The sequence below is a fragment of the Cupriavidus pauculus genome, from assembly GCF_003854935.1.
In the GTDB taxonomy this organism is placed as follows: domain Bacteria; phylum Pseudomonadota; class Gammaproteobacteria; order Burkholderiales; family Burkholderiaceae; genus Cupriavidus; species Cupriavidus pauculus_C.
The window spans coordinates 42,060-62,226 of the sequence record NZ_CP033971.1; the positions used below are offsets into that span (position 1 = coordinate 42,060).

Consider the following 20,167-nt stretch of genomic DNA (forward strand, 5'->3'; position numbering starts at 1 on the left):
ACCCGCGTCTCCGACGCATCGACCCTATGCCGGCAACGCCGGCCATCTCTTGAAACCGCCCACAGGAAGCATTCCCTGTCGGGACGGCTCCGTGGGCTTCTTTCCGATCCCCATGCAATCCACCTTGCTGTAGCCACACGGCGCGTTGTCATTTGTCGCCGTAGGCGGTTCATGGCGAGCGTCGCCTCCCCGACCGCGCACAAGCACGGTCTCCATTCCTTTCTCCCTTCGTTTCCACCTTCGAGCGTCAGCACAGCCTGTCGCTCGCATTCCCATTTTTAGGAGCAATCTCATGTCCCATCTGGTTCAAACCATGGCGTACGCCGGCGCAACCCCTTGGCACGGTCTAGGCAACCGCCTGGCCGAGCATCAGCCCCTTGAAGTCTGGGCCGAAGCCGCCGGCATGAACTGGCGCATCGAGGAGACCAACGTCATGTACCGCGTTGGCTCCCATGACCTGGATCCCATTAAGTCGTTTCCCGAGCAGAAGGTGCTGTACCGCTCGGACAACGGCAAGCCGCTGTCGACGGTATCTCAGCGGTACCAGGTTGTTCAGCCTGCAGAGATCCTGGAGTTTTATCGCGACCTCGTGCAGGTGGGCGGCTACCAGCTCGAGACCGCAGGTGTGCTGAAAGAGGGTCGCAAGCTCTGGGCGCTCGCCCGTACCGGTCAGTCGGCGCTGCTCAAGGGTGGTGACGAGGTCCGTGGTTACCTGCTGCTGGCCACGGCCTGCGATGGCACGCTGGCGACCACGGCGCAGTTCACCTCGGTTCGCGTGGTCTGCAACAACACCCTGCAGATCGCCCTGGGTCGTAATCGCGGTGCGGTGAAGGTTCCGCATCGCAGCCAGTTCGATCCGCGCGCGGTCAAGGAAGAGCTCGGCATTGCGATCTCCTCGTGGGATGGCTTCATGGCCAATATGCACGGTCTGGCGGATCGCAAAGTCAGCCAGGCCGAGTCCGAGCGGTTCTTCCAGCGCCTCTTTGCCTACTCCTGGGCGGAGGATGCTGAAACGCCTGTGAGGATGAACGAGCGTGGGTTGAAGTCGGTACTCAATCTCTTCGATGGGGCTGGCCGCGGCGCCGGGCTGGAGTCGGCATCCGGCACCGCCTGGGGGCTGGTCAACAGCGTGACCGAGTACGTAGACCATCAGCAGCGTGCACGCTCTCCGGGCAACAGGCTCGATTCCGCATGGTTCGGCGCCGGCGCGATTCTCAAGCAGCGTGCGTGGGACGCGGCCCTCGAACTAGCGGGGTTTGCATAAGCACTTCGAGCGTTTCTTCTATCCGCCCTTAAGCGAGCCGCTCCGTTGCCGTTGTTTGGTAATGGAGTAGTCGTTTCAGGTCTTAAAGCCCCGGCGCAGCCCGGGGCTTTTTTCTTTTGTTCTTTGACATGTTCAACTTTGATTTCTATTCACGATATCCGCGATGGCTATTTCGCGCAGGCGATGCCGCGATATCCAGGCTACGGGGCGAGTACGTTTGCCGTAGCACGGCAGGAAACAGGGTGCAGCGAGTGCAGGATCGACTCATGCACCAAACTGTTGAATTATCCAGCCTGCATAAGACGCGGTTCACCGGGCTATATGCCTCCTGGCTCGTCCAGACACGAGATCGGGTGACGGCCTCCACTTACGATACGTGGATGGACCTACGCTACCAACAGAATCAGGGCGCATCTGCGAGTTTCAGTCAAGGTTCGGTTGTCTTCGATCTAATACATGGCGTGCTGTATGAAGTAAACGGTAAGGATCGCCTTCGCCGGATTTTCCGCATACAACTGGACAGCGAATTTCCCTATATGTCCTTCAGGGATCCCGCAAATGCAATTGACTTCCCGTGGATCACGTTCCCGAGCGTCTTCACGCAAGCGGAGCTGATGACGCTGCGGCGTGTTTATTAAACAAGAAGGCCCGGCAACTAACGTTGCCGGGCCTTTTGTCTTTGAAAGAGTGGTTTCAGGCGGTCGCTTTCGCGTTTTTTGAAAGGAACATGTTCCTTCCTTACACCGCAGTGCCGGGGACTTCCGCGTCATCGATGTGGATAGGGGGCGTATCCTCCTTTTGGGGGGACGCCACGTAGCCAACAGCGGGCACCCGCGTGATGGAGCTGCCTTCAAGTGTCACGTTCTCTCCCAGCCGGATGGTACCTGCGTAGAAGATGCGGCCGATCACGCGACCGTTGATCTTGAGGGAGACCCGGCTCTTGACGTCGCCTTCCACGGTACCGTCGATGATGATGTGCTCGCCTTCCACGTCGCCATGGACAACTCCGCCACGACCGATATGCAACAGGCCGTGGCTGGCCCTGACGTTGCCGGTAACGAGGGCGAGGCAGGTGAAGCCGTCCTCCGAAACGAGATCGCCGTGAATGCTCATGCCGGCGCGCAGGACGCTGAAGGTTGGAGTGCTTGGCATCGTCATGGGGCGCTCTCTTAGAACAGTTTGATTTCGCGGTTGGGGGCGGCTTGCGGCGATACGGCAGGACGGGCGATCTGCGCAGGTGCGACGGGTGCCGCGGCTTTCGCCGGCGCGGAGGCCGCCGCTGCCGGCACTGCAGGCGCGGGGGCGGGCTTCGGGGCGGGCGTAGTCGGTTTGACAGGTCCCTGCGAAGGCAGGGCGATTCTCGGGGTGTCAACTGTTGCCGCCAGTGGCGCCGCGCCAGATGCCGGCGTTGGGCCCGTGACATTGTTAGCATCGCTGCGCACGGGCCATTCGTGCGAATGCGGTTCGGGCTCTGCCGGGGATGCCGCAGACGGCCTTGCTTCCGACGCGCTGATGGCTGCGGCGGGCCCGTCCGATCCATGGGTACGGGCGTCGCGCTTGCCCATGGAACTGCCAATGAGGAACATTGCGGCGGCGACCACGACGAAGACGGCTGCCCACAGCGCACGCGGAGGCACGGACAAGCTTCCAACGGCGGGCGCCGACGTATCCTTACCGAAGCTGCCACTATTATCGTTGCCGAGCCACAACGGCGGCGTCGACGAACGTGCCGGTGAGGGCGAGATGTCGATGGTCAGGGCGGGTTGGGCGTACTGAGCATGCAGCTGCTCGATCTCACGCATGTCCATGGTTCTGGCTCCGGGAAGAGTTGAGAAGGATGCCGTCCGGACTAAACTTGTCGGTATCCGGGATGCAGAGTTGCTGGATGGCTTTGATACGCTTGGCCGCGACTGCTGTCGTGTTCTCCCGCGCCTCGGCAGAGATGGAGTCGCAGTTCAAGCCGTAGAGCGTTTCGGCGAAGAGCCTGTCGTATTGCATGAGCAGGCGAAGTAGGCGGCCGGCGAAGGAATGGGAAACCTGTACTTCGCGCTGCTCATAGAACAACGGAATCTCGATCTGGTCCCTGCTGCCGATCCAGTCCAAGGCCTTGGCGTACCACGCCTCCGCCTCTCGAAACGCCTCGTCAAGCGCCTTGACCTTGCCGCCGCGCGCGACAACAAACTTCGACGAGCAGTAGTAAAAGTGCGCGTCCAGAAAGTCGCGAGCGAACTTCGAGCAGTATTCGTGGTGGGTAGCGGATGCCGTTGCCGGTGTCAGCCGGCTAAGGCGTTCCTCGCTGTTCAGGCGCTCGATGGGCCTGAGCCCGCTGGCGGGCTTTTTGGGTGGATCCTGTTCGGCCATTTGTCCATGTATTCGGATGCTCTCTCACTTGGAATTGTCGGACAAGAACGGACATCACATGACTTCGAAAGCTACGCGAAATAGCAGAGCATTCGCCTGTTTTGAAAGAAAGTCCTGTGCCACAATGCTTTCACACCTAGCGTCATCGACGCATCGACTCTGACTCCTGGCGAGTCCATCTCTTTGTTCAAGTCGTGCATTTGCGCACGCGCCGACTGGTTGGCTACCAGTGTGGATATCTCTTGTGCTAAGTGTTTTCGCCGAACACTTCCCCTCATCAGCTCGTAATACGCGTTCCAAAGCTGTGCCTCGACATGAGCGCACGCGGGACACCGTTCGAGCCTGGGACCATGTGGAGCTCTCTCAAGGCCCCTCCTAGGCAGAACGGCAGACGTCGAGCCGATCCGTGAACCTGCGGCCGAACCTGTGGGTTCGCGAAAAGGGTTGTTGTGCAGCGTGACCATGCTGCACGAGGACGACTTTACGTCCTCAACATAGAGCCGCGCGCATGAGTGCGCCGCTCCCTGAGTGCCACGCCCCCGGAAGGGGCGTGGCAGTTCGGGTTCCTGACATCCAAGCTCGCTGCCGGCGCAAACCGGGGCGAGCTTTTTTTGTTTCTGGTGAGAGACCTCGATCTTCAGGAGACGCTCATGCACCAGGACACCGAGATTTCCGCCGCGATCGCGGCAACGCTGAACCTGCGCCGTCCCGAGTACAAGGACATGCCGCAGGCCTGGCGGTCCCTTTGTGAGGCGGCATACGTCGCCAGTCTTCCGGAAGTCGCCCGAAACGACTTCCTCAATCGCGTAACGACCCAGCGCGGGGCCGACACAGCCCTGCGCCTTCGGGAGCATGCTGCGTCCCTCCGGGCACGAGTCGTTCTTTTCCTGGAACGGAGGAACTACCCATGCATGCACCCATCACCTACAGCGAGCCCGGCGGACGCCGAAGCCTGCTAGAAGAGCGGCCCATGCGGCCGCCCATCATTGGCAAGATCCGACCCGGCATCAAGGTCCTCACCAAGGCTGCGCGCGACAAGCCCGAGGCCGTGAAGATCCACGATGCTGGCCTCGCGCGGGGCGATAGCTTCGAGCGCATCGAAGGCGATATTGCGCGGGCGACAGGCATCAAGACGCCGCTCGTGCCGAAAAACGTCCCCTGGTTCACCTGCCGTGCTTCTGACTTCGCCAATCCTGCGTTGGCCGAAGACATCGTCCAACGCTACGGCGAAGATCGCAACGACGGCAACGGGCTTCGTCTCTGGCGGTTTCCCGTGGTCTTCGCTTTCGACGACTGGCTGAGCAACATGCCCAACCAGCTTGTCGCATGGACGAAGAGCGGCCGGCAGTACTTCTCGGAGTATGGCTCCGACGGCCGGCGCTACTGCAAGATGTACGCACCTGCGGTGCGCGACGAGCGCGCCAATCGTGCCAAGCGCAACTGGGGCGGTCGCACCGTCATCCTGAGGCAGGACAACGATATGCGGGACGGATTGTGCGATCCGCAGGAATGCCCGCAGTACCAAGGCGGCCATTGCAACCTGTCAGCGAGCTTCTTCTTCGCGATTCCGCATGTCTCCGGACTCGGGCTTATTGAAATGCCCACCACCTCGATCTACGTCCTGCAAAAAGCCCACGCGGCCATGCAGACCGTGGCGATGGCGCGAGGGCGGCTCGTTGGGGTCAAGTTCTGGATGTCGAAGCAAGAGCTGGAGATCAGCCGCATCGATGACACCGGCAAGCCTGTGCGCCAGATGCAGTGGCTGATTACGCTGGACGCAGAAATCGATATCGCAGCATTGCTTGATGGCTCGGACCGGCGCCCGCCGGCATTGGAAATGGCAGAACAGACCGTTTCCATGCTGGAAGGGGGCAGGGAGGTCCCACTCGAGCACCGCTCGGCAGATGAAGGCATCATCGAGGCGCCGCAGACCGGTACGTCGGAAAGCGGCGTAGTTCAGTCCGCGAGTTCGATACCTCCGTCCGACACGGCGGGTACTGAGGACCTGGAGAGCGAGTATCTCGATCTCGTGAAGCGCCTTGGGCTCAATAGCGAGGACGGCGCCCGCCAGTTGAGAGCCTATGCAGCGGCGACCTTCGGGCGCGGCTGGTCCAAGCGGGAACAGGATGTGCGTGGGTTCTTGGCTCAACTTCGCACGGCGCTGACCAATCCAGCTGCCTTCCGTGAACAGGTGGCGGGTATCGCCGCTGACGTCGCTACATAACTATCGCCAGCCTTGTGCCGGCAGTTGAGGGAAGCCCATGGGCTTCCCTTTCTTTTTCCTTGCCGCATGCCGGCACATTTCCTTGGAGGTATCACTATGCTCAACCATGGCGAGAGCCTGTTGGCTGCGCATTTCTCTGATTTGCACTACTCCCCTGGCCATCTGGCCGAGGCGGACCGTTGCTTTGGCTTTGCGGTGGAGGACGCGATCGCAGATCGCTGCCGGGTTGCCGTGGTGTCGGGCGACTCGACCGACCACCGACTCGATGCCCACACGCCGGCGTTATCCGCGCTGGCACGGCGGATCCACCAGTTGTCGTCCCACATGCCGGTCATCATGCTGCAGGGTACGTTCAGTCACGAACCGCCCGGCACGCTGGATCTGTTCCGATTGATCGGCGCAAGCTTCCCGGTATACGTTGCAGACCGGATTCACCAGGTCGCGCTTGTTGGCGGGGCATTCATTCCGAGCGATGGCGCGATCTTCAGCCAGGCGGAAATGGACGAGCTGCTCACCCGGCAAGGGCTGCCAGACGTCGTCTTCACCTGCGTGCCCACGGTCAACAAGGCGGTGCTGGCGGCCGCGGCCGGCGTGGCCAACGCCGCGACGGCGGTTGGCGACCACCTGGCTGACTATCTGGCGGCCGCTGGCGCTGTGAATCGTCAATGGCGCTCACAGGGCGTCCGTACCATCGGCATTTCCCACGGCACCGTCAACGGTTGCCAGACGGAGCACGGCGTGCCGATGGCCGGACTCGACCACGAGTTCACCATCGGGGCACTGTTTGATGCCCACTGCGACGCGTTCATGCTTGGCCACATACACCGGGCCCAGCAGTGGGAACGTGAGGGCAGGGTGGTGGCCTATCCGGGCTCAATCGGACGGTTCCATTACGGCGAAATCGGCGCGAAAGGCTATCTTCAGTGGCAGGTATCTCCGGGGGAGGCAGTAGCTACCCAGGTGAAGACACCCGCGAGCGAGACCGTCTGCATCGACTTCGACGGGCCGCCGGACATGGCAAAGCTTGCCGAGATGGCTGCCGATGCTGCACACAAGTTCGTGCGTGTCCGCTGGACGGTCAACGAGGAGCATCGTCAACTCGTGGACCGGGAGGCCATTCAGGCCCTCTTTGGTGCCAGTGCGGACGTGAAGCTCGAAGCCCGAGTTCTACCGGCTGTTCGCAGCCGCGCTGAAGGCATCAGCCGAGCCGCCACCTTGTCCGCGAAGCTGGGACGTTGGTGCGAACTGACCGGCGTCGACGCGAATCCGTTACTGGACAGTCTGTCGATGCTCCAGAACCTCGATGCCCAGGCGATTGCCGAGCAGGTGCTGGCTGACCTTGATGAAATGTCCGTGCCTGTCACGGAGAATGTCGGCGCCGTAGAAGCTGTTGCACCACCGTTCATTGCGAAGCTGATGGACATGGAGCTCGAGGATCCGACTGCCGCGCCTGGGTCATTCCCGGTCGTGGCGGTAACGGAGCCCGTAGCGCCCATTGCCACGGCGTCAGCGCCGATGAACTGGCTGACCGACGATCTTTTTGCGTAGCACTACGCCAATCCCTAGAACATGCGAAAGCCATGTTCCGACAGCCCGCGAGGCTGTCGAAATCTGGTTTCACCCGCGTCCCTGACGCATCGACCCAGCAGTATCCATTTCCTTTCTATCTACCCCGACGGGTGCTTCCCGTCCGGGGCGCACTCCGTCATATTTCTGGAGTGCATGATGATTCTCTATCACGCGGGCCCCGAGTGGCTCTTTGTCGAGGAAACCTGCATCAATCGTTCGGACATGGCCAAGCGCCTGGCCGCACAGCATGGTTTCACGCAGTGCATGATGTACGAGCCGTTCGGCCCTGGCCGCGGCGCTGTGATCGCCAAGCGCGACCACATGCTGGTGATGGCCCTGGGTGAGGCTGGCGGCAACACCTTCTTTGCCGTGGCGCCGTCCAAGGAACTGCAGGACTTGATCTGGTCGTTCTCCAACGGCCTGGCCTCGCAGTGGAGTGAACTCGAACTTCGCGCTCTCACCGGGGCGAAGGACTGGGACGCCGTGATGAAGCTTGCGGCCAAGCAGTTTTCTGCCGCGCGCCGCTCCGTCGAACGTGCGATCGCCAACAAGCCCGAGCAAGTCGCGCCTTCGCTGCCCGATTTTCCGCAATGGGACGACAGTGCGATGGAAGTGCCTTCGGACTATCTCCACTCCTTCAACGGCGCGGAGGTGTTTGAATGCGCCCACTGAAGTTGTCGCTCTCCGGATTCCACGGGATCCGCGACGGTATGCATCGGGATAGCGTCACAGTCGACCTGTCGACGTTGCCGGGCGGCCTGATCGCCCTTGTCGGCCCCAATGGGGCAGGGAAGACGACGATCATGGACAACCTGCATCCGTTTCCCATCATGCCAAGCCACGCGAGCAAGATGTCGGCCGACGCATTCTCATACTGGGACCATCTCTGCGCCCCGCGCGCGGAGAAAGACCTGGAATGGGAGCATGGCGGGAAGACATATCGTTCCGCGTTCGCCTTTCGCAACCCTGGCAAGAGCCGCAAGGCCGAGTACTACCTGTTTGAGAAAGACGGCGCGGATGGCTGGAAGCCTGTGCAGTTGGCAGACGGCACGCTCTCGGACGGCAAGGCGGATACCTATAACCGGTGTCTCGAAGCCGTCCTAGGGTCACCCGAGGCGTTCTTCACCAGCGTGTTTTCTGCTCAGAACAGGCGGCCCCTCGCCAGCTATCAGCCCGGCGAGATAAAGAAGCTGCTGGCCGAGCTGCTTGGGATCGATCACTTGCGTGACTTGTCTGCGAAGGCAGGCGAGGTCGCCAAGCTGCTTACCCGCTCGCTCGACACCCTGCAGCGCGACGTGCTGACCCTCACGGGCAAGCGCGATCGGGCGACTGTGGTGGCTCGCGAGATCTGGCAAATTGGCGAGAGCCTGGATGCGGAGCGCAATGCTCGTGACGGTGAAACTGCCAACGGCGCCAAGCTGGTGCAGGAGCGCGCGACGCTGGCGGCGAAGCAAGCCGCCAATGCCGGTACCGAAGCGCGGATGCGGGAACTGAACCAGCGCAAGGGCGAATTGGATCAGCGTGCGGCATCGCTGGCCAGCGACGAGCAGGCCGCGGCTGGACGTGTCCTGACCCGCTGGCGCGATCTGGATCGGCAGGCGGCAGGCCATCGCGCCGTACTGGCGGAGGCCATTGACATTGAGGCGGCGTCTGGCCAGCGTGACGTTCTGCAGATGGCTATTGGCCGGAGGCAGGAGGAAATTGTCAGCCAGCGCGCTATCGTGGAGAAGCTCGATGCCGTTCAGGTCGAGCATGCAGCGCTAAGTACCGAGTTGAAGGGCCTGGAACAGCAAGGCATTGCCGGCGCGAAGTTGGCCGATTCGTTGAAGCTGCAGGCCGAGGTGATTGAAACGGTGCCATGCCGTGATGATCCCATGCACGCGAGCTGTCCGTTGCTGGCACAGGCTCGCACAGCAAAGGCGAGGCTCGGCGAGCAGGTGGTGTCGGTAAAAGCACTGCGCGAAAGCTATCGAAAGAAGCAGGAGCACATGCAGTCGATGCAAAGCGCAATGTCTGAACGCGCTACGGCCCGGGCTGCACTATCCGCCTTGGAGGCACACCTGGTGCGTGATCAGCAGCTCTTGCAACGCCTCACGGCGATGGCTGCGAAGAAGCCGTTGCTGGAGGCTGCGCGGGAAGGCTTGGCGCAGGCCGAACGGGACCTGACAGCGCTGGCCGAGGAGGATGCATCGCGCCTAGCGCGCCACAAGCGCGATATCGCGGACGTGCAATCGCAGCTCGAAGCGGTGCGTCGGGAGCTAGCGACGCTGACCACGGAGGACGTGACCGGCATGCTGGCTAAGTTGGACCGCCAGATCGCAGCCAGCCGAGAGGCTGTCGCGGCGTTTTCCGGCCGGATCGAAGCACTGATTCGGCAGGAGAGCATGTTGGTGGCGGAGCGTGAGCGTCTGGAGGGTGAGCTTGCCGGCATGCCGGCGCTCGAGGCCAAGGCGCAGGCGCTGTCCGATCAGATTGCACAGTGGAAGCTGCTCGCGAAAGGCCTTGGCAACGATGGCGTGATTGCGTTGTCCATCGATGACGCGGGCCCCGCCATCACGCAGGTCGTCAATGACTTGCTGCTGGCTTGCTATGGACCGCGATTCACCATCGCGATTCAGACGCAGACAGCGCTGGCCAGCGGCGAGCTCCGCGAGGGCTTTTCCATCAACGTGATCGACGCTGACAACGACACTACAAAGGAGTTTGGTGTCATGTCAGGGGGACAGAAAGTCTGGATCAACGAGTGCCTGACGCGCGGAATCGCCCTCTATCGGGCGCAGGACGCGCAGCAGCCTTTCCAGACGCTGTTCACCGATGAAGCGGATGGCCCGCTGGACCCGGAGCGCAAGCGTGCCTTCATGAAGATGAAGCGCGAGGTGCTGCGGGTCGGTGGGTATGAGCGGGAGTTCTTCATCTCGCAAACGCCTGACTTGGTGGACGACGCTGACGGTGTCATTGATGTCGTTGCGCTGGCGCTCCAGTAGACCGGCGCCATTCACTAACCGTATGCCCGCTTCCCGAAAGGGAGCGGGCTTTTCTTTCAAGCACACAGGCGTAGCCCTGTTACTAGTCATGTCAAAAGTATTCGTCACGGCCGAAGAGGCCGAAAAATTGTTGCCGAGGCGCCGCAAGGTTCACACGTTCATCCGCATCTTCGGATGGCAGGGGGCCGACGTGGATCGCGAGAAGCTGCTCGAGGTGTTTCACGCTGCGAAAAGCGTGGAGGTGTCGCAAGACGCCGCGTGCTTTGACCACTATCTCGCCGTCACGATCGACGGCATGGTGACGTACGTCGAGACCAATTTGAAGGCGCTCGCGAAGTTCGGTTTGCTTCCTCCTAACCGCAAGCTGGTTTGAGCGAAATCGCTCCGGCACATCTCATAACGCCTGCGTCATCGCAGGCTTCTTTCCTTCCACCCCAACGGGTCCAGCGCCCGTTGGGCGTTGATCCATTCAGGACCATCATGGAAACAATCTCACTATTTCCCCAAGGTGCTTTCGAGCCGATCGAGAAGAAAATCGACAACGCCCTCGCGATAGTTACCGCTCTGTTGCAAGCACGGCATCCCCTTGTCGTTGCATTCAGCGGCGGCAAAGATAGCAGTGTCGTGGCGGCATTGGTGTTGCACGCGGCGATGCTTCATCGCGCGGCAGGGGGCACGCCGATCATCGTTGCGACGACGGGCGACACCCTCGTGGAGTCGCCAGAGGTTTCGCATCATTACCGGGCGGAGTTGCGCCGCATGCATCAGTACGGCAAGGATCACGACTTCAAGGTTATCGTCAAGGTGGTTCAACCGTCCATGGCAGCAACCTTTCAGTTGAAAGTGTTATCCGGCCGGGCCTTGCCAAGCTTTCCTGGGACGCACGGCGATTGCAGTACCGACTTGAAGATCAGTCCGCAACGGGCGTTCCGACGAAAGCTATTCCGAGACCTTGCGGCGAAAGGTCTACCACCTCCGGTAACTTGCCTGGGCACGCGGTATGACGAGAGCACCAGGCGGGCGGCGGCAATGCGTTCTCGAGGGGAGTCGGAGCATGCGGCCATGCAGAACAAGGATGGCGACTGGGTAGTCAGCCCGATCGCGCGGTGGTCCGACGACGATGTCTGGGAGGCGGTCGCTCTCTATGGGTCCGGTGCTTTGCCGGGCTTTTCGGATTTCGAAGAGATGCGCCGGATTTATGCTCATTCGGTTGGCACCAGCTGCGCAGTAGTGGCCGACGCGATCCTTGATGGAGCGGCAAGAAAGCAGGGCAAGTGCGGCGCCCGTCTCGGATGTCACGTGTGCCAAATGGCGGAGGACAAGAGCCTCGCCAACATGATCGCATTCGACGAGCGCTATGCCTATGCTCGTGGCCTGCATCGGCTCAACCGCTTCATCAGGGCTACGCGCCATGATTGGGAGCGTCGGCACTGGATTGGCCGGACAATTCGAGGTGGTTATATCAAAATCCAGCCTGACACGTATCATCCGGCGATGCTGCGGCAGTTGACTCGTTTCATGCTGCAGCTGGACTTCGATGAAGAGCGACGAGCGGCAGCTGCGGGTGAGGCGCCAAAGTTCCGGCTACTACCAGTGGACCTGATGATAGCCGTCGATGCGATGCAGTCTCTGAACGGCGTGGCAAGGCCCTTTGCGGCTTGGGCCGATCTGCGTGACATTCGTGCCAGAGGGATACGATACGACATCCCGGATGTGCCTGAAGTCGCGCCGACGCCTATTCCGACGGCTCGATTCCTTCACGTAGGCGACGGTTGGGACGAGTCGGCACCGTGCGCGGATTGGAATGGTCTGCGTGACCCGATGCGAGAAGCTCTCACCGAGGGAAGTTGTTGTGCGCCAGCGATCGTCACGACGGCCGACGGTCGTGCGGTACTGGATCTCCCAACAGAGCAGCAATTCGATGTCGAATCGGCTGCGTTCATTGTGGAGTTCGAAGTCGAGCGCCTGCTGGCGATGCATGACGCGGGCAACCGACCTGGGTCTATCACGGCGGGGTACCGCTGGTACCTGCATTATGGATGTCTCACGCTATCTCATTCGCAGAAGGTGGAGCACGATGACATTGCGAGGCGCACCGCTTTCAAGGACCGATTGGGATTGACGGACGCTTATGATGTCCGTGACGTACTGGCCCGCTCTGTGCCCGCCGAGGCCTTGCCGGGCAGTGCGCGAGAAGCGTGGGGAACCCACGCGATCAAGCAGGCCCAGTTGGCCCTGTGTTGATGTAACCGAAGCCCCGACTCACGTAGAGTCGGGGCTCTTTTTTTTGGTGACATATCGTGCAAAGAACGTTGCTTCTCGCAGTTCCATAGCCACCGTGGATCTCGGCACAATACGTTATTCACCCCAAAAAGCTTATGCATATTCCCGAGGTACTTTCCGTGGAGACGCAGGTCTTACGCGTGGCGGTCTCCACGCCGGTAGCTGTCGGCCGCCGTCTCGCTGACCCTGGGAGAGGCAGTCGATTTGCTGGGAGGCCGCTATCAGTTTTGGATGCTCGACTACGGGCGCTGTGAAGCCGATGGCAGATTGGCAGGATAGAGGTGTGCGCAGGATTCGACTACCAAGGTGGGCCCATCACCGACATGCAAGCAAACATACTGTCGAGATAGTCCAAGGAAACCAGGACGAGGTGTGCCGGTCATACCGGCGCTTTCGAGATCGATCTTAGGTAGATGTCAATGAGACATGGGAGCAGTGGTATTGGGCGGTTTGTGTCGTGGGAGCAGACGCTGGTCGACGTACTGATACTCGTCGGCATCGTGATCGCCTTGTTCGCGCTTGTGTGGTTGATCGACTACGGCTGGGGAATCTCCTCCCGGTTCGTCAAGAGCTTTTCGGTTTGGAGGAAAGGCAGTGCAATCCGACGAAGGAAAATCCGGCAAGCGAGAGAGGAGCGGGCGCGTAAGCGCTGGCATCAGTAGAGCCCAGGTTAGGGTCATGTGCTATGCGTTGGCGGTCGCGGCCGCCGTGCGCGTCGAATAGATAGGAATTAATGGCTTATGAAGTCGCCACGAGTTAGCGGATTTGCAAATTTCCTTGGAATCGTGCTGTGTGGGCTTCTGGTGTTGGCGAAATCGCTTGGCGCCGCGGCGGGCACGGTTCCGGGCATTGACCGGATGCCTCCGATTACCCCCCATAATCGCCTGCCGGGCAACATGAGGGGGCTGACCATCGTCGGCTACAACTACACGGATACTTACATAGGCAGTTTTACCGTCAACGGGGCCGGCGGAGGCAACATCGAGGTTTCGTCAAAGACATCTGGCGGTGGCGGTGGCGTGTGCTGTGCCGCCATCCCAGCCGGCGCTGCACTACCGATTACGATCGATATCGCTTGGAAACGGGATGGGCGCGTGCCTTGGTGCAGGCAGAGCGCCGTTCTAGATGGCCCGGTGCCCGCCGATCCGCAGTATCTGGAGGTTCATTTCTTCCCGGACGGCAGCATCAAGGCAGCGCTGTCCGACTATCCGGCACCGCCCCGAATGCAGCTCGAGCGGGTCAGCTATGTGAAACGTCGGCCATCCGGAAATGTGGACAACGACGAGAGGTTCGGTAGCTGTGGCCATGACCACTAACTGTGCCTGTCTAATCCAACGAGTTAGGCTGTTGCGTCGACGGACCCACAAGGCAACTCGGCCGCTTGAGTGGTATGACGCGTCGTCCGCCAGGAGAGTCGGCTGTCACAGAACGACCCAGGTGGCAGATCACAAAGACCCGTTGGTAGTACAGTACTATCGAGACGGTTCGGTGAATGTGCCTGCCCAAAGGGCTGTGGACGCTGTCCAGCCACATTGTCCGACTTGTTCAGCAACTCAAGGCGGCCAGCTTGGGGCATTTGGCAAGGCGATGAGAGAATTCTTCGGCTTCTGAAAATGAAACAGGATCTTGTCAATAGTCAGAAAGAGATTTGCTCGCGATTCGGCGCGTCGTACTTTGGTTGTGATCTTGCTTTGAAAGTCGGCATATCACGTAACGTCAAGGATGGCGTGCGACCTCTTAATGGACTTAGGATCAAGCCGGAAGCTGATACATGCGGCTGGTACATTTGGGCCGGCGAGACCTTCTCTGAAGACCCAGACTTCTTCTTGCCATTACATGGCGTCCATCTTGCAGAATGGGCTCCACTGGTGGTTCCTTATCTGGGACTACCTCCGGGATGGAGGTTCTTGGTAACGGAAGCTTATGAGGACGTTTGGGAGGATCCGAATCTTTCTTAGTGTCAAGTTGCGATAGCGACATCCGTTCTCATGAGCCCGGCCTTGGCCGGGCTCATCGCTTCTGCGGGCGTTGCTCTACAGCTCCTGTGATGGTCCGGATACCGTTTGCACGTTGTCGACGACGACGTGCTCGCCATCCAGGTTGAAGCGCACAAACTGTCGCCTGCCGTCGGGGAAGCGCTTCTCGGCCGGGTGCCAACGTCTGCCACAGAACAAAAGGTCTTATCGGGCAATATTCTCCGTTTTCTGAAGTGACCCCGTGACAGACGAAGCCTTGCAGTGTGGCGGAGGCGCGACGCCTGGTAAGGACGGCCGCCGCGCGCTGCTACGTTTTGGGACTGGCTTGTTTCACTGTGCGACGAGATCAATCGATACTCAGATCTTCGGAATCCTAGCATCCCATCCGGTACTGTTGGTCGCGGATCCCGCGGTGCTGCTGGCGCAGGTTGTCTTGCCACGAGGATGGGTTGGGTCGCCGCATCGAAGCTTCAACGGCCCTGGCCTGCTCGGCGAGCGCATCGCATGCTGCGGCCTGTGGCTGGGCCTGTACGGACGTGGTTGCAGTGGCGTTCTGCGTCCCCGCGCGAGACGTGCTCGCGCGCGCCTCGAGATACTCCTGCTCTTGCCGGTGCACGCCTTCACTTTTGCCGATAGTAGAGACCGTCCCGACGGCGGTGCTGGCAATCGGAGAATAACCTGTTGGGCAGTACAGATCCTGCGTGTACAACACTCGGCTGGCGCGCTGGCATTTCGTAAAGGCATGGGCTGTGCCCAGCAAAGCGCCGATCATGGCCAAGGCGGCCAAGCAGATCGTTACTCGACCCATGCGTAGCTCGGGTCGTTCGTGATAATCCAGCGCAGGCCCGCAAAAAGCGCGGCCAAGAGGGTGAGGGCGTACAGGGCCCAGGCGAGGGTGGTGACCATGCTGCTTCTCCCGGTGTTGTTCAGTTCGTTTGTCCGGAAATTCGAGCTGCGAGTATGGCGTAGCAAGCCTGAGCCGGCCTCCCGGCTAAAGAGGGGGGCGATCCTGGCTCCCAGGCGCGTCGAGTGTCGCGGCGATTCGTGCAACCGTCCGGTTGCTCGCCAGGCCCAGCCGTTCCGTAACTGCGTCGGGCGCAACGCCACGAATCAATAGCCGCCGGCAGTAGGTGTTCCGCAGTATCCGCGGGCCCATGTCTTCGGCCTCGTGGCCAACAGCGGCGAATGCCTCACGAACGATCTTCCCAAGGCTCATGTCTGTGATCGGCGTGCCTGTGCGCTGAAGTGAGAACAGGAGATCGCCCTCGGCTGGCCAAGCGCGGCGATTACCGAGCCATGTGCTCAGTGTCGCGACCGCAAAGGGCTCCAGATGAATGGTTCGGGATAGCTTGGGTGGGCGCGCCGGTACGTGGAGATATGGCGGTGATGCGTGGGGGTTCAGGTCTTGGATGCGCGCCGCGCGGCCTTCGCTGGCCGTGACACCGGTGCCGAGGAACATCGCGATGATCGCCCGTTTCTGCAGGGTGGCCGGATCGTCGGAGGATTGCGGCCGTACGAATTCCTGCAGGTCTCGATCGACGTCCTCGGGCAGGAACAGGACATCGGGGTCGTCGACGGGCCAGTGCTGACCGAGTACGAGTTCGCTGGCAGGGTTGGCATCCCGTACGCCGATGGCCACAAGATGCCTGCAGAGGCGATCGACCAACTTGAGATAACGCATGCGCGTCGCTGGCGAGTAGTTTGCGGCATCGCCGTCGCGCCAGAAGCCATCGAGGACATCGGCGCCGAAGCTGGCCAACGTCGCACCGCGGCCGACCAGGTATCGGTGGAACCTGTCGAACATCGCCCGATGCTGAACGATGGATTGCTGGGAGAACGGCCGCCGGTCAGCGCCAGCGGCTTCGCGGGCCTGCCAGTCGGCATACGCCCGTTGAGGATCGGAAAGCCACAGTTTATCCATGACTAATTTATATACTGAAAGTTGCCTGCCTAGCAAACCTATCGTCGCTTCGCGACGCGATCTGCTTGCAAGTGGAGGGGTGGCCTGCCCGAACGCGGCGCCCGCCGAAGGCGCGCGTAACGGGGGTAGTAAGCGTCCATCGCCTGTTCCACTGCTTCCACGCGGCTCAGCTCAAGCGGCGGGCATTCGAGTAGATGCTCGTCTGCGCAGTAACGCAGTATTTCAAGCAAAAGGGTGTGCCGGCGACTCTCGGGAAAATGGAGTCGACGATTCCTTGTCCAAGCGTGGTAGCCGGCAAAGGCGAGGGCGAGCAACTGCTCGGCCGTACCGTCCAGATGTTCCGCGAGGCGTTGGGCCTCCCCACTCAAGATGCGCTGGTTTTCGGCCTCGATGTTCATGACGGTAGCCCCAAGTCCGTTACGCTGACCCAGCGAGTACTCCCTCTCATGCGACCTTTCACATCGCAAGCAATTTCTACCTCTGCGGTCGGCCCCATAGGCCCCGGAAAGAGCGAAAGAACGTGCGCAGGCGTGGTCGTCGAACCTGGAATCGCCCGGTATTGGAGTTCGACCTCGGCGCCCACTTCGAATGGACCATATCGCCGAAACACCGGGTTGCCGTTTGGATGCGAGCCAATCTGCTCGACAAACTGCGGGGCCATTCCAGCGAGGAAACGAGCAAGTTGAGAGCGCTGGTTGCGGATACCGCCGCCGACATCCTCGATGGGCAGGCGCTCCGCGCCGACCAGCTTAATCGCAGCGCGCATCACGCGCCGGTAGGTTTGGCCACCTCCGAGGAGCACTCTGCTGGCCAAGCGTGGCCAGGCCACCTGCACGACGGACTGGTGCAGCCTCGCCAAAAACTCGTCTGCGCGGGCAGATGTCATCTTCAAATCGTAAGGGTCCAGCGTGTCGTCCGGCGATACGAAGCCATATTTTGCAGAGAGGATCACCATCGCAGGCGTGGCGCCGCTGCATGGAGTGTGGGTGCGGTAAGTTTGATACATCACGCCCTGGTAGAGTTGTAGAGCAGGGGACCGGACCGCAGCCTTCTTCCCAGAACAGGCTAGAACCACTAGGGCGAGCGCCGCCGTATCAAATTCGACCCTTGTGTGGTGGGGGAAGAGGGCAAGTTGCATGGCGGGCACTCAAGCGATGTGGCGAAATTGCCCTTTGAGCGTACGCCACTGATCGGCATGTCAAGCATCCACCTTGCGGTCCCTCCGCCAATAATGCCCTCCGCGCCGCCGGCGTCAACGTCACGTCCGCGCAGTGCGAAAGGAGCTCGGTGACGTCGGCTCGCCGGCAACCATCATGCGCATGCGAGACGTCCGCTTCCCGAAAGGGTGCGGGCATTTCCTTTGTCTCCAATGCTATGGAATGCTATGAAGGTGTCTTCCTTAAGCGCTGCACTACGACCCCGACGCCCAGAGCCGTCCCGCATTTCGACTTCGTGATGCCGGATCACTCGTCGAATCAGGTCAGCGCGTGAGCATGATGGTGATCTACCTGAACGACGTACCCGAAGGCGGCGAGGTCGTGTTTCCCGAGATCGGCCTGTCGGTGTTGCCGCGCAAGGGCAAAGCGCTCTATTTCGAGTATTGCGACGACGGCGGCCAGCTGGACGGCCGCACGCTGCATGCGGCGGCCGCAGTGGCACGCGGCGAGAAACGGGTGGCGACCAAGTGGATGCGGCAGCGGCGCTTCGTGTCCGCCGCCTACGACGTGCGCGCCGCGTCGATGTAAGGGCCGGTTAGCGCGCCGGCGCCACCCGGCCCGCCATCAGCGGCTGGGCCAGCCGCGCGAAGATCAGTCCCAGCCCGCCCCAGAGCACGGCCTGTATGCCGAAGGTAGCTACCCGGTACTGCCAGAGCAGCGTAGCGGGAAAGCCGTTCGGCACCTCGTCGATGCCGGGCAGCCAGGCATGCGCCAGCCCGGCCAGCACCACGAACGCCGCGCTGGCACCTAGCCACGTCGTCCACGCATCGGCTCGCGCCAGCAGTCGGCGCGCCGCGACCACCGCCACGGTCATCGCCACCAGCGAAACGGCGATCATCGTGAAGAACAGCGCCGTGCGCAGGCCGATGGTGGAAGGGTCGCCCACGGCCGGCGGATTGGGCGGGTACTTCAGGAACGGCACGACCACGATGGCCACGTAGCCCAGCAGCGACAGCAGCACCGACGTGGCGCGCGCATCGAGCCGCCCGATGCGGCCGTAGACGTAGGCAAACACCAGCGCGAACAGCCCGCCCAGCGCGCTGCCGAATACGGCCACGCCGACGAACAGGCCCGCGCCGGACTGCACCTCGCGGCTCACCAGTTCCGGCACCTCGTGCGCGTGGCTGCCGCCCATCTCATGGGCGGCCTGTTCCTCGACGGCGATGGCACGCGCCACCTGCGGCTCGCCCACCACGCGCGCAAAGCCAAAGGCCAGCAGGCTGGCCAGGAAGCCCGCGACCATGCCGCGGACCAGCAGACGTCTCACCATGGGGCGACTTCCTCAGTGGCAAGGAAAGCCAAGCAGGTGGCGGCCGTCGTGCACGAATTCATGCACGTACATGGTGTTGAAGACCGCCATGGCGCCCGCTTCGACACCCACGAAATAGATAGCCAGGAGCAGCAGCATGCCGCCGAACACGGCCCATGGCAGCAGTTCGCGGACGGGGATGGAAACAGGCAGGGATACCGGCGCGATGGCGGCCGGCGTGGCGATGGCACTTGCGTGCATGGGATTTCTCCTTGAGGATGGCGCGTCCTGTCACGGATCGTTGCCCGCAGGGAAGGTCTGACTCTACAGTGGCGCGACCGTGCCGGAATTCCACCGGCTTCCTCCCTTCGGAATCCGTGCATTCTAATCGACTCCCGGACCCGCCGCATGACTTCCCGCATCGCCCTGCTTTGCGTCCCCGCCACCGCCGCGCTGCGCACCGGCCGCTTTCCGGCCAACACGGCGCTAGACCTGCCAGATCCGGCCGATCTGGCAGGTCTGCCGACGCTGCGTGATCCGCTGCTGGCGATGATCGGCGGGGACTCGCCCCGCGTCTCACGCAGTCCGGCCCCCGTGGCGCGCGCCACGGCCGAGGCGCTGGGGCTGGAGGCCGCCGCCGACGCCGAGTTGCGCGAGGTGGACTACGGCAAGTGGACAGGCCAGTCGCTCAAGGACGTGGCCGCATCGGCGCCGGACGCGCTGGCCGCATGGCTGGCCGATCCGGCGATGGCCGGGCACGGCGGTGAATCGCTGCTGGCCGTGGCGTCGCGCGCGGCGCGCTGGATCGATGCCTGCGCGCCGGGACCGACGCTGGCCGTGACCCATGCGAGCGTGATCTGCGCGCTGGTGGTGCATGCGCGGGGCGCGCCGGCGCGGGCTGCCACGCGGCTGGACATCGCGCCGCTGACACTGACCACGCTGACCGGCCAGCCTGGCGGCTGGCGCGTGTCGACCGTGGCCGTCCCTATTCAGCCGGGCGGCTGAGGCGCTGGGGCGCCAGGCTGCTGCGGCGCGCGAGCGGAAAGGTCCGTAGACGTCCTGCCCCGTGTTCCAGAACGTGACCACAAGCCCACTGTCCTAGCCATCATCAGCGTGTTG

The 20,167-nt window shown here is 61.8% G+C and carries 22 protein-coding genes and 1 riboswitch; of the genes, 13 read left to right on the plus strand and 9 right to left on the minus strand.

Features of this window, described 5'->3' with window-relative positions:
• Positions 1–292 precede the first annotated feature (292 nt).
• A complete protein-coding gene (locus EHF44_RS26875) occupies positions 293–1,264 on the plus strand; it encodes a DUF932 domain-containing protein (RefSeq protein WP_124686835.1) in 972 nt (323 codons plus the stop codon).
• A 266-nt stretch (positions 1,265–1,530) separates the two neighbouring features.
• Positions 1,531–1,902: a hypothetical protein gene (locus tag EHF44_RS26880; RefSeq protein ID WP_253700475.1), complete on the plus strand. Its 372-nt coding sequence runs from the start codon at positions 1,531–1,533 to the stop codon at positions 1,900–1,902.
• A gap of 100 nt (positions 1,903–2,002) precedes the next feature.
• Here EHF44_RS26880 and EHF44_RS26885 read toward each other — a convergent pair whose 3' ends face one another.
• From EHF44_RS26885 to EHF44_RS26895, 3 genes are read right to left on the minus strand one after another with little or no spacing between them, the layout of a single operon-like run.
• The gene (locus tag EHF44_RS26885; RefSeq protein ID WP_124686837.1) at positions 2,003–2,422 is read right to left on the minus strand and encodes a bactofilin family protein; all 420 of its coding nucleotides are present in this window, start codon (positions 2,420–2,422) and stop codon (positions 2,003–2,005) included.
• An 11-nt stretch (positions 2,423–2,433) separates the two neighbouring features.
• The gene (locus tag EHF44_RS26890; RefSeq protein WP_124686838.1) at positions 2,434–3,072 is read right to left on the minus strand and encodes a hypothetical protein; all 639 of its coding nucleotides are present in this window, start codon (positions 3,070–3,072) and stop codon (positions 2,434–2,436) included.
• Positions 3,059–3,625, minus strand: coding sequence for a hypothetical protein (locus EHF44_RS26895; RefSeq protein ID WP_124686839.1), 567 nt, complete (start codon positions 3,623–3,625; stop codon positions 3,059–3,061). Before EHF44_RS26895 ends, EHF44_RS26890 begins: the two co-directional genes overlap by 14 nt.
• Positions 3,626–4,347: 722 nt before the next feature.
• Here EHF44_RS26895 and EHF44_RS29070 point away from each other — a divergent pair.
• The 9 genes from EHF44_RS29070 to EHF44_RS26940 all read left to right on the plus strand — a co-directional run bounded on the left by EHF44_RS29070 (position 4,348) and on the right by EHF44_RS26940 (position 14,643).
• Positions 4,348–4,584 carry a DUF7696 family protein gene (locus tag EHF44_RS29070; protein ID WP_437340366.1) on the plus strand — a complete coding sequence of 79 codons (237 nt, stop codon included), beginning with the start codon at positions 4,348–4,350 and terminating at the stop codon, positions 4,582–4,584.
• Entirely contained in the window at positions 4,533–5,849 is a 1,317-nt protein-coding gene (locus EHF44_RS26905; protein ID WP_437340363.1) for a recombination directionality factor, read from the plus strand. The genes EHF44_RS29070 and EHF44_RS26905 overlap by 52 nt, the downstream gene beginning before the upstream one ends.
• Before the next feature lie 96 nt (positions 5,850–5,945).
• Complete coding sequence (locus EHF44_RS26910) at positions 5,946–7,397, plus strand: metallophosphoesterase family protein (protein ID WP_124686841.1); 1,452 nt, start codon at positions 5,946–5,948, stop codon at positions 7,395–7,397.
• A gap of 177 nt (positions 7,398–7,574) precedes the next feature.
• Positions 7,575–8,090 carry a hypothetical protein gene (locus EHF44_RS26915; RefSeq protein WP_124687065.1) on the plus strand — a complete coding sequence of 172 codons (516 nt, stop codon included), beginning with the start codon at positions 7,575–7,577 and terminating at the stop codon, positions 8,088–8,090.
• A complete protein-coding gene (locus tag EHF44_RS26920) occupies positions 8,078–10,402 on the plus strand; it encodes an AAA family ATPase (RefSeq protein ID WP_124686842.1) in 2,325 nt (774 codons plus the stop codon). Before EHF44_RS26915 ends, EHF44_RS26920 begins: the two co-directional genes overlap by 13 nt.
• 88 nt (positions 10,403–10,490) lie before the next feature.
• Positions 10,491–10,775, plus strand: coding sequence for a hypothetical protein (locus EHF44_RS26925; protein ID WP_124686843.1), 285 nt, complete (start codon positions 10,491–10,493; stop codon positions 10,773–10,775).
• Between the two features lie 107 nt (positions 10,776–10,882).
• Complete coding sequence (locus tag EHF44_RS26930; RefSeq protein ID WP_172966214.1) at positions 10,883–12,646, plus strand: phosphoadenosine phosphosulfate reductase family protein; 1,764 nt, start codon at positions 10,883–10,885, stop codon at positions 12,644–12,646.
• Positions 12,647–13,425: 779 nt separating this feature from the next.
• The gene (locus EHF44_RS26935) at positions 13,426–14,001 is read left to right on the plus strand and encodes a DUF3304 domain-containing protein (RefSeq protein ID WP_124686844.1); all 576 of its coding nucleotides are present in this window, start codon (positions 13,426–13,428) and stop codon (positions 13,999–14,001) included.
• Between the two features lie 297 nt (positions 14,002–14,298).
• A complete protein-coding gene (locus tag EHF44_RS26940) occupies positions 14,299–14,643 on the plus strand; it encodes an immunity protein Imm33 domain-containing protein (RefSeq protein WP_124686845.1) in 345 nt (114 codons plus the stop codon).
• 391 nt (positions 14,644–15,034) lie between these two features.
• Here EHF44_RS26940 and EHF44_RS26945 read toward each other — a convergent pair whose 3' ends face one another.
• The 4 genes from EHF44_RS26945 to EHF44_RS26960 form a co-directional block, all read right to left on the minus strand.
• Positions 15,035–15,469 (minus strand): hypothetical protein, encoded by a 435-nt coding sequence (locus EHF44_RS26945; RefSeq protein WP_124686846.1) that lies wholly within the window; start codon positions 15,467–15,469, stop codon positions 15,035–15,037.
• 183 nt (positions 15,470–15,652) lie between these two features.
• Positions 15,653–16,582, minus strand: coding sequence for a tyrosine-type recombinase/integrase (locus EHF44_RS26950; protein WP_172966215.1), 930 nt, complete (start codon positions 16,580–16,582; stop codon positions 15,653–15,655).
• Positions 16,583–16,620: 38 nt separating this feature from the next.
• Positions 16,621–16,980, minus strand: a complete 360-nt coding sequence (locus EHF44_RS26955; RefSeq protein WP_124686847.1) for a hypothetical protein — start codon at positions 16,978–16,980, stop codon at positions 16,621–16,623.
• A complete protein-coding gene (locus EHF44_RS26960; RefSeq protein WP_253700478.1) occupies positions 16,977–17,720 on the minus strand; it encodes a DUF6884 domain-containing protein in 744 nt (247 codons plus the stop codon). The genes EHF44_RS26955 and EHF44_RS26960 overlap by 4 nt, the downstream gene beginning before the upstream one ends.
• 355 nt (positions 17,721–18,075) lie before the next feature.
• Here EHF44_RS26960 and EHF44_RS26965 point away from each other — a divergent pair, with 355 nt between their 5' ends.
• Positions 18,076–18,327 (plus strand): 2OG-Fe(II) oxygenase, encoded by a 252-nt coding sequence (locus EHF44_RS26965; RefSeq protein WP_124687068.1) that lies wholly within the window; start codon positions 18,076–18,078, stop codon positions 18,325–18,327.
• A gap of 7 nt (positions 18,328–18,334) precedes the next feature.
• On the opposite strand, the gene EHF44_RS26970 is transcribed toward EHF44_RS26965, so the two are convergent.
• Both EHF44_RS26970 and EHF44_RS26975 read right to left on the minus strand, forming a co-directional pair.
• Positions 18,335–19,069 carry a CbtA family protein gene (locus EHF44_RS26970; RefSeq protein ID WP_124686849.1) on the minus strand — a complete coding sequence of 245 codons (735 nt, stop codon included), beginning with the start codon at positions 19,067–19,069 and terminating at the stop codon, positions 18,335–18,337.
• A 12-nt stretch (positions 19,070–19,081) separates the two neighbouring features.
• Positions 19,082–19,309, minus strand: a complete 228-nt coding sequence (locus EHF44_RS26975) for a CbtB domain-containing protein (RefSeq protein WP_124686850.1) — start codon at positions 19,307–19,309, stop codon at positions 19,082–19,084.
• A gap of 2 nt (positions 19,310–19,311) precedes the next feature.
• Positions 19,312–19,468, minus strand: a riboswitch (cobalamin riboswitch).
• Between EHF44_RS26975 and EHF44_RS26980 the strand changes: the two genes are divergently transcribed.
• Positions 19,457–20,053 carry a histidine phosphatase family protein gene (locus EHF44_RS26980; RefSeq protein ID WP_124686851.1) on the plus strand — a complete coding sequence of 199 codons (597 nt, stop codon included), beginning with the start codon at positions 19,457–19,459 and terminating at the stop codon, positions 20,051–20,053. (Overlaps the previous riboswitch by 12 nt.)
• Positions 20,054–20,167: the final 114 nt, after the last annotated feature.

Coding starts and splice junctions, on each gene's coding strand:
- EHF44_RS26955 (WP_124686847.1), bottom strand. CDS start 16,980: ATGAACATCGAGGCCGAAAACCAGCGCATCTTGAGTGGGGAGGCCCAA.
- EHF44_RS26925 (WP_124686843.1), top strand. CDS start 10,491: ATGTCAAAAGTATTCGTCACGGCCGAAGAGGCCGAAAAATTGTTGCCG.
- EHF44_RS26875 (WP_124686835.1), top strand. CDS start 293: ATGTCCCATCTGGTTCAAACCATGGCGTACGCCGGCGCAACCCCTTGG.
- EHF44_RS26945 (WP_124686846.1), bottom strand. CDS start 15,469: ATGGGTCGAGTAACGATCTGCTTGGCCGCCTTGGCCATGATCGGCGCT.
- EHF44_RS26895 (WP_124686839.1), bottom strand. CDS start 3,625: ATGGCCGAACAGGATCCACCCAAAAAGCCCGCCAGCGGGCTCAGGCCC.
- EHF44_RS26965 (WP_124687068.1), top strand. CDS start 18,076: ATGATGGTGATCTACCTGAACGACGTACCCGAAGGCGGCGAGGTCGTG.
- EHF44_RS26920 (WP_124686842.1), top strand. CDS start 8,078: ATGCGCCCACTGAAGTTGTCGCTCTCCGGATTCCACGGGATCCGCGAC.
- EHF44_RS26980 (WP_124686851.1), top strand. CDS start 19,457: ATGACTTCCCGCATCGCCCTGCTTTGCGTCCCCGCCACCGCCGCGCTG.
- EHF44_RS26960 (WP_253700478.1), bottom strand. CDS start 17,720: ATGCAACTTGCCCTCTTCCCCCACCACACAAGGGTCGAATTTGATACG.
- EHF44_RS26950 (WP_172966215.1), bottom strand. CDS start 16,582: ATGGATAAACTGTGGCTTTCCGATCCTCAACGGGCGTATGCCGACTGG.
- EHF44_RS26930 (WP_172966214.1), top strand. CDS start 10,883: ATGGAAACAATCTCACTATTTCCCCAAGGTGCTTTCGAGCCGATCGAG.
- EHF44_RS26915 (WP_124687065.1), top strand. CDS start 7,575: ATGATTCTCTATCACGCGGGCCCCGAGTGGCTCTTTGTCGAGGAAACC.
- EHF44_RS26885 (WP_124686837.1), bottom strand. CDS start 2,422: ATGACGATGCCAAGCACTCCAACCTTCAGCGTCCTGCGCGCCGGCATG.
- EHF44_RS26975 (WP_124686850.1), bottom strand. CDS start 19,309: ATGCACGCAAGTGCCATCGCCACGCCGGCCGCCATCGCGCCGGTATCC.
- EHF44_RS26880 (WP_253700475.1), top strand. CDS start 1,531: ATGCACCAAACTGTTGAATTATCCAGCCTGCATAAGACGCGGTTCACC.
- EHF44_RS26935 (WP_124686844.1), top strand. CDS start 13,426: ATGAAGTCGCCACGAGTTAGCGGATTTGCAAATTTCCTTGGAATCGTG.
- EHF44_RS26890 (WP_124686838.1), bottom strand. CDS start 3,072: ATGGACATGCGTGAGATCGAGCAGCTGCATGCTCAGTACGCCCAACCC.
- EHF44_RS29070 (WP_437340366.1), top strand. CDS start 4,348: ATGCCGCAGGCCTGGCGGTCCCTTTGTGAGGCGGCATACGTCGCCAGT.
- EHF44_RS26940 (WP_124686845.1), top strand. CDS start 14,299: ATGAAACAGGATCTTGTCAATAGTCAGAAAGAGATTTGCTCGCGATTC.
- EHF44_RS26910 (WP_124686841.1), top strand. CDS start 5,946: ATGCTCAACCATGGCGAGAGCCTGTTGGCTGCGCATTTCTCTGATTTG.
- EHF44_RS26905 (WP_437340363.1), top strand. CDS start 4,533: ATGCATGCACCCATCACCTACAGCGAGCCCGGCGGACGCCGAAGCCTG.
- EHF44_RS26970 (WP_124686849.1), bottom strand. CDS start 19,069: ATGGTGAGACGTCTGCTGGTCCGCGGCATGGTCGCGGGCTTCCTGGCC.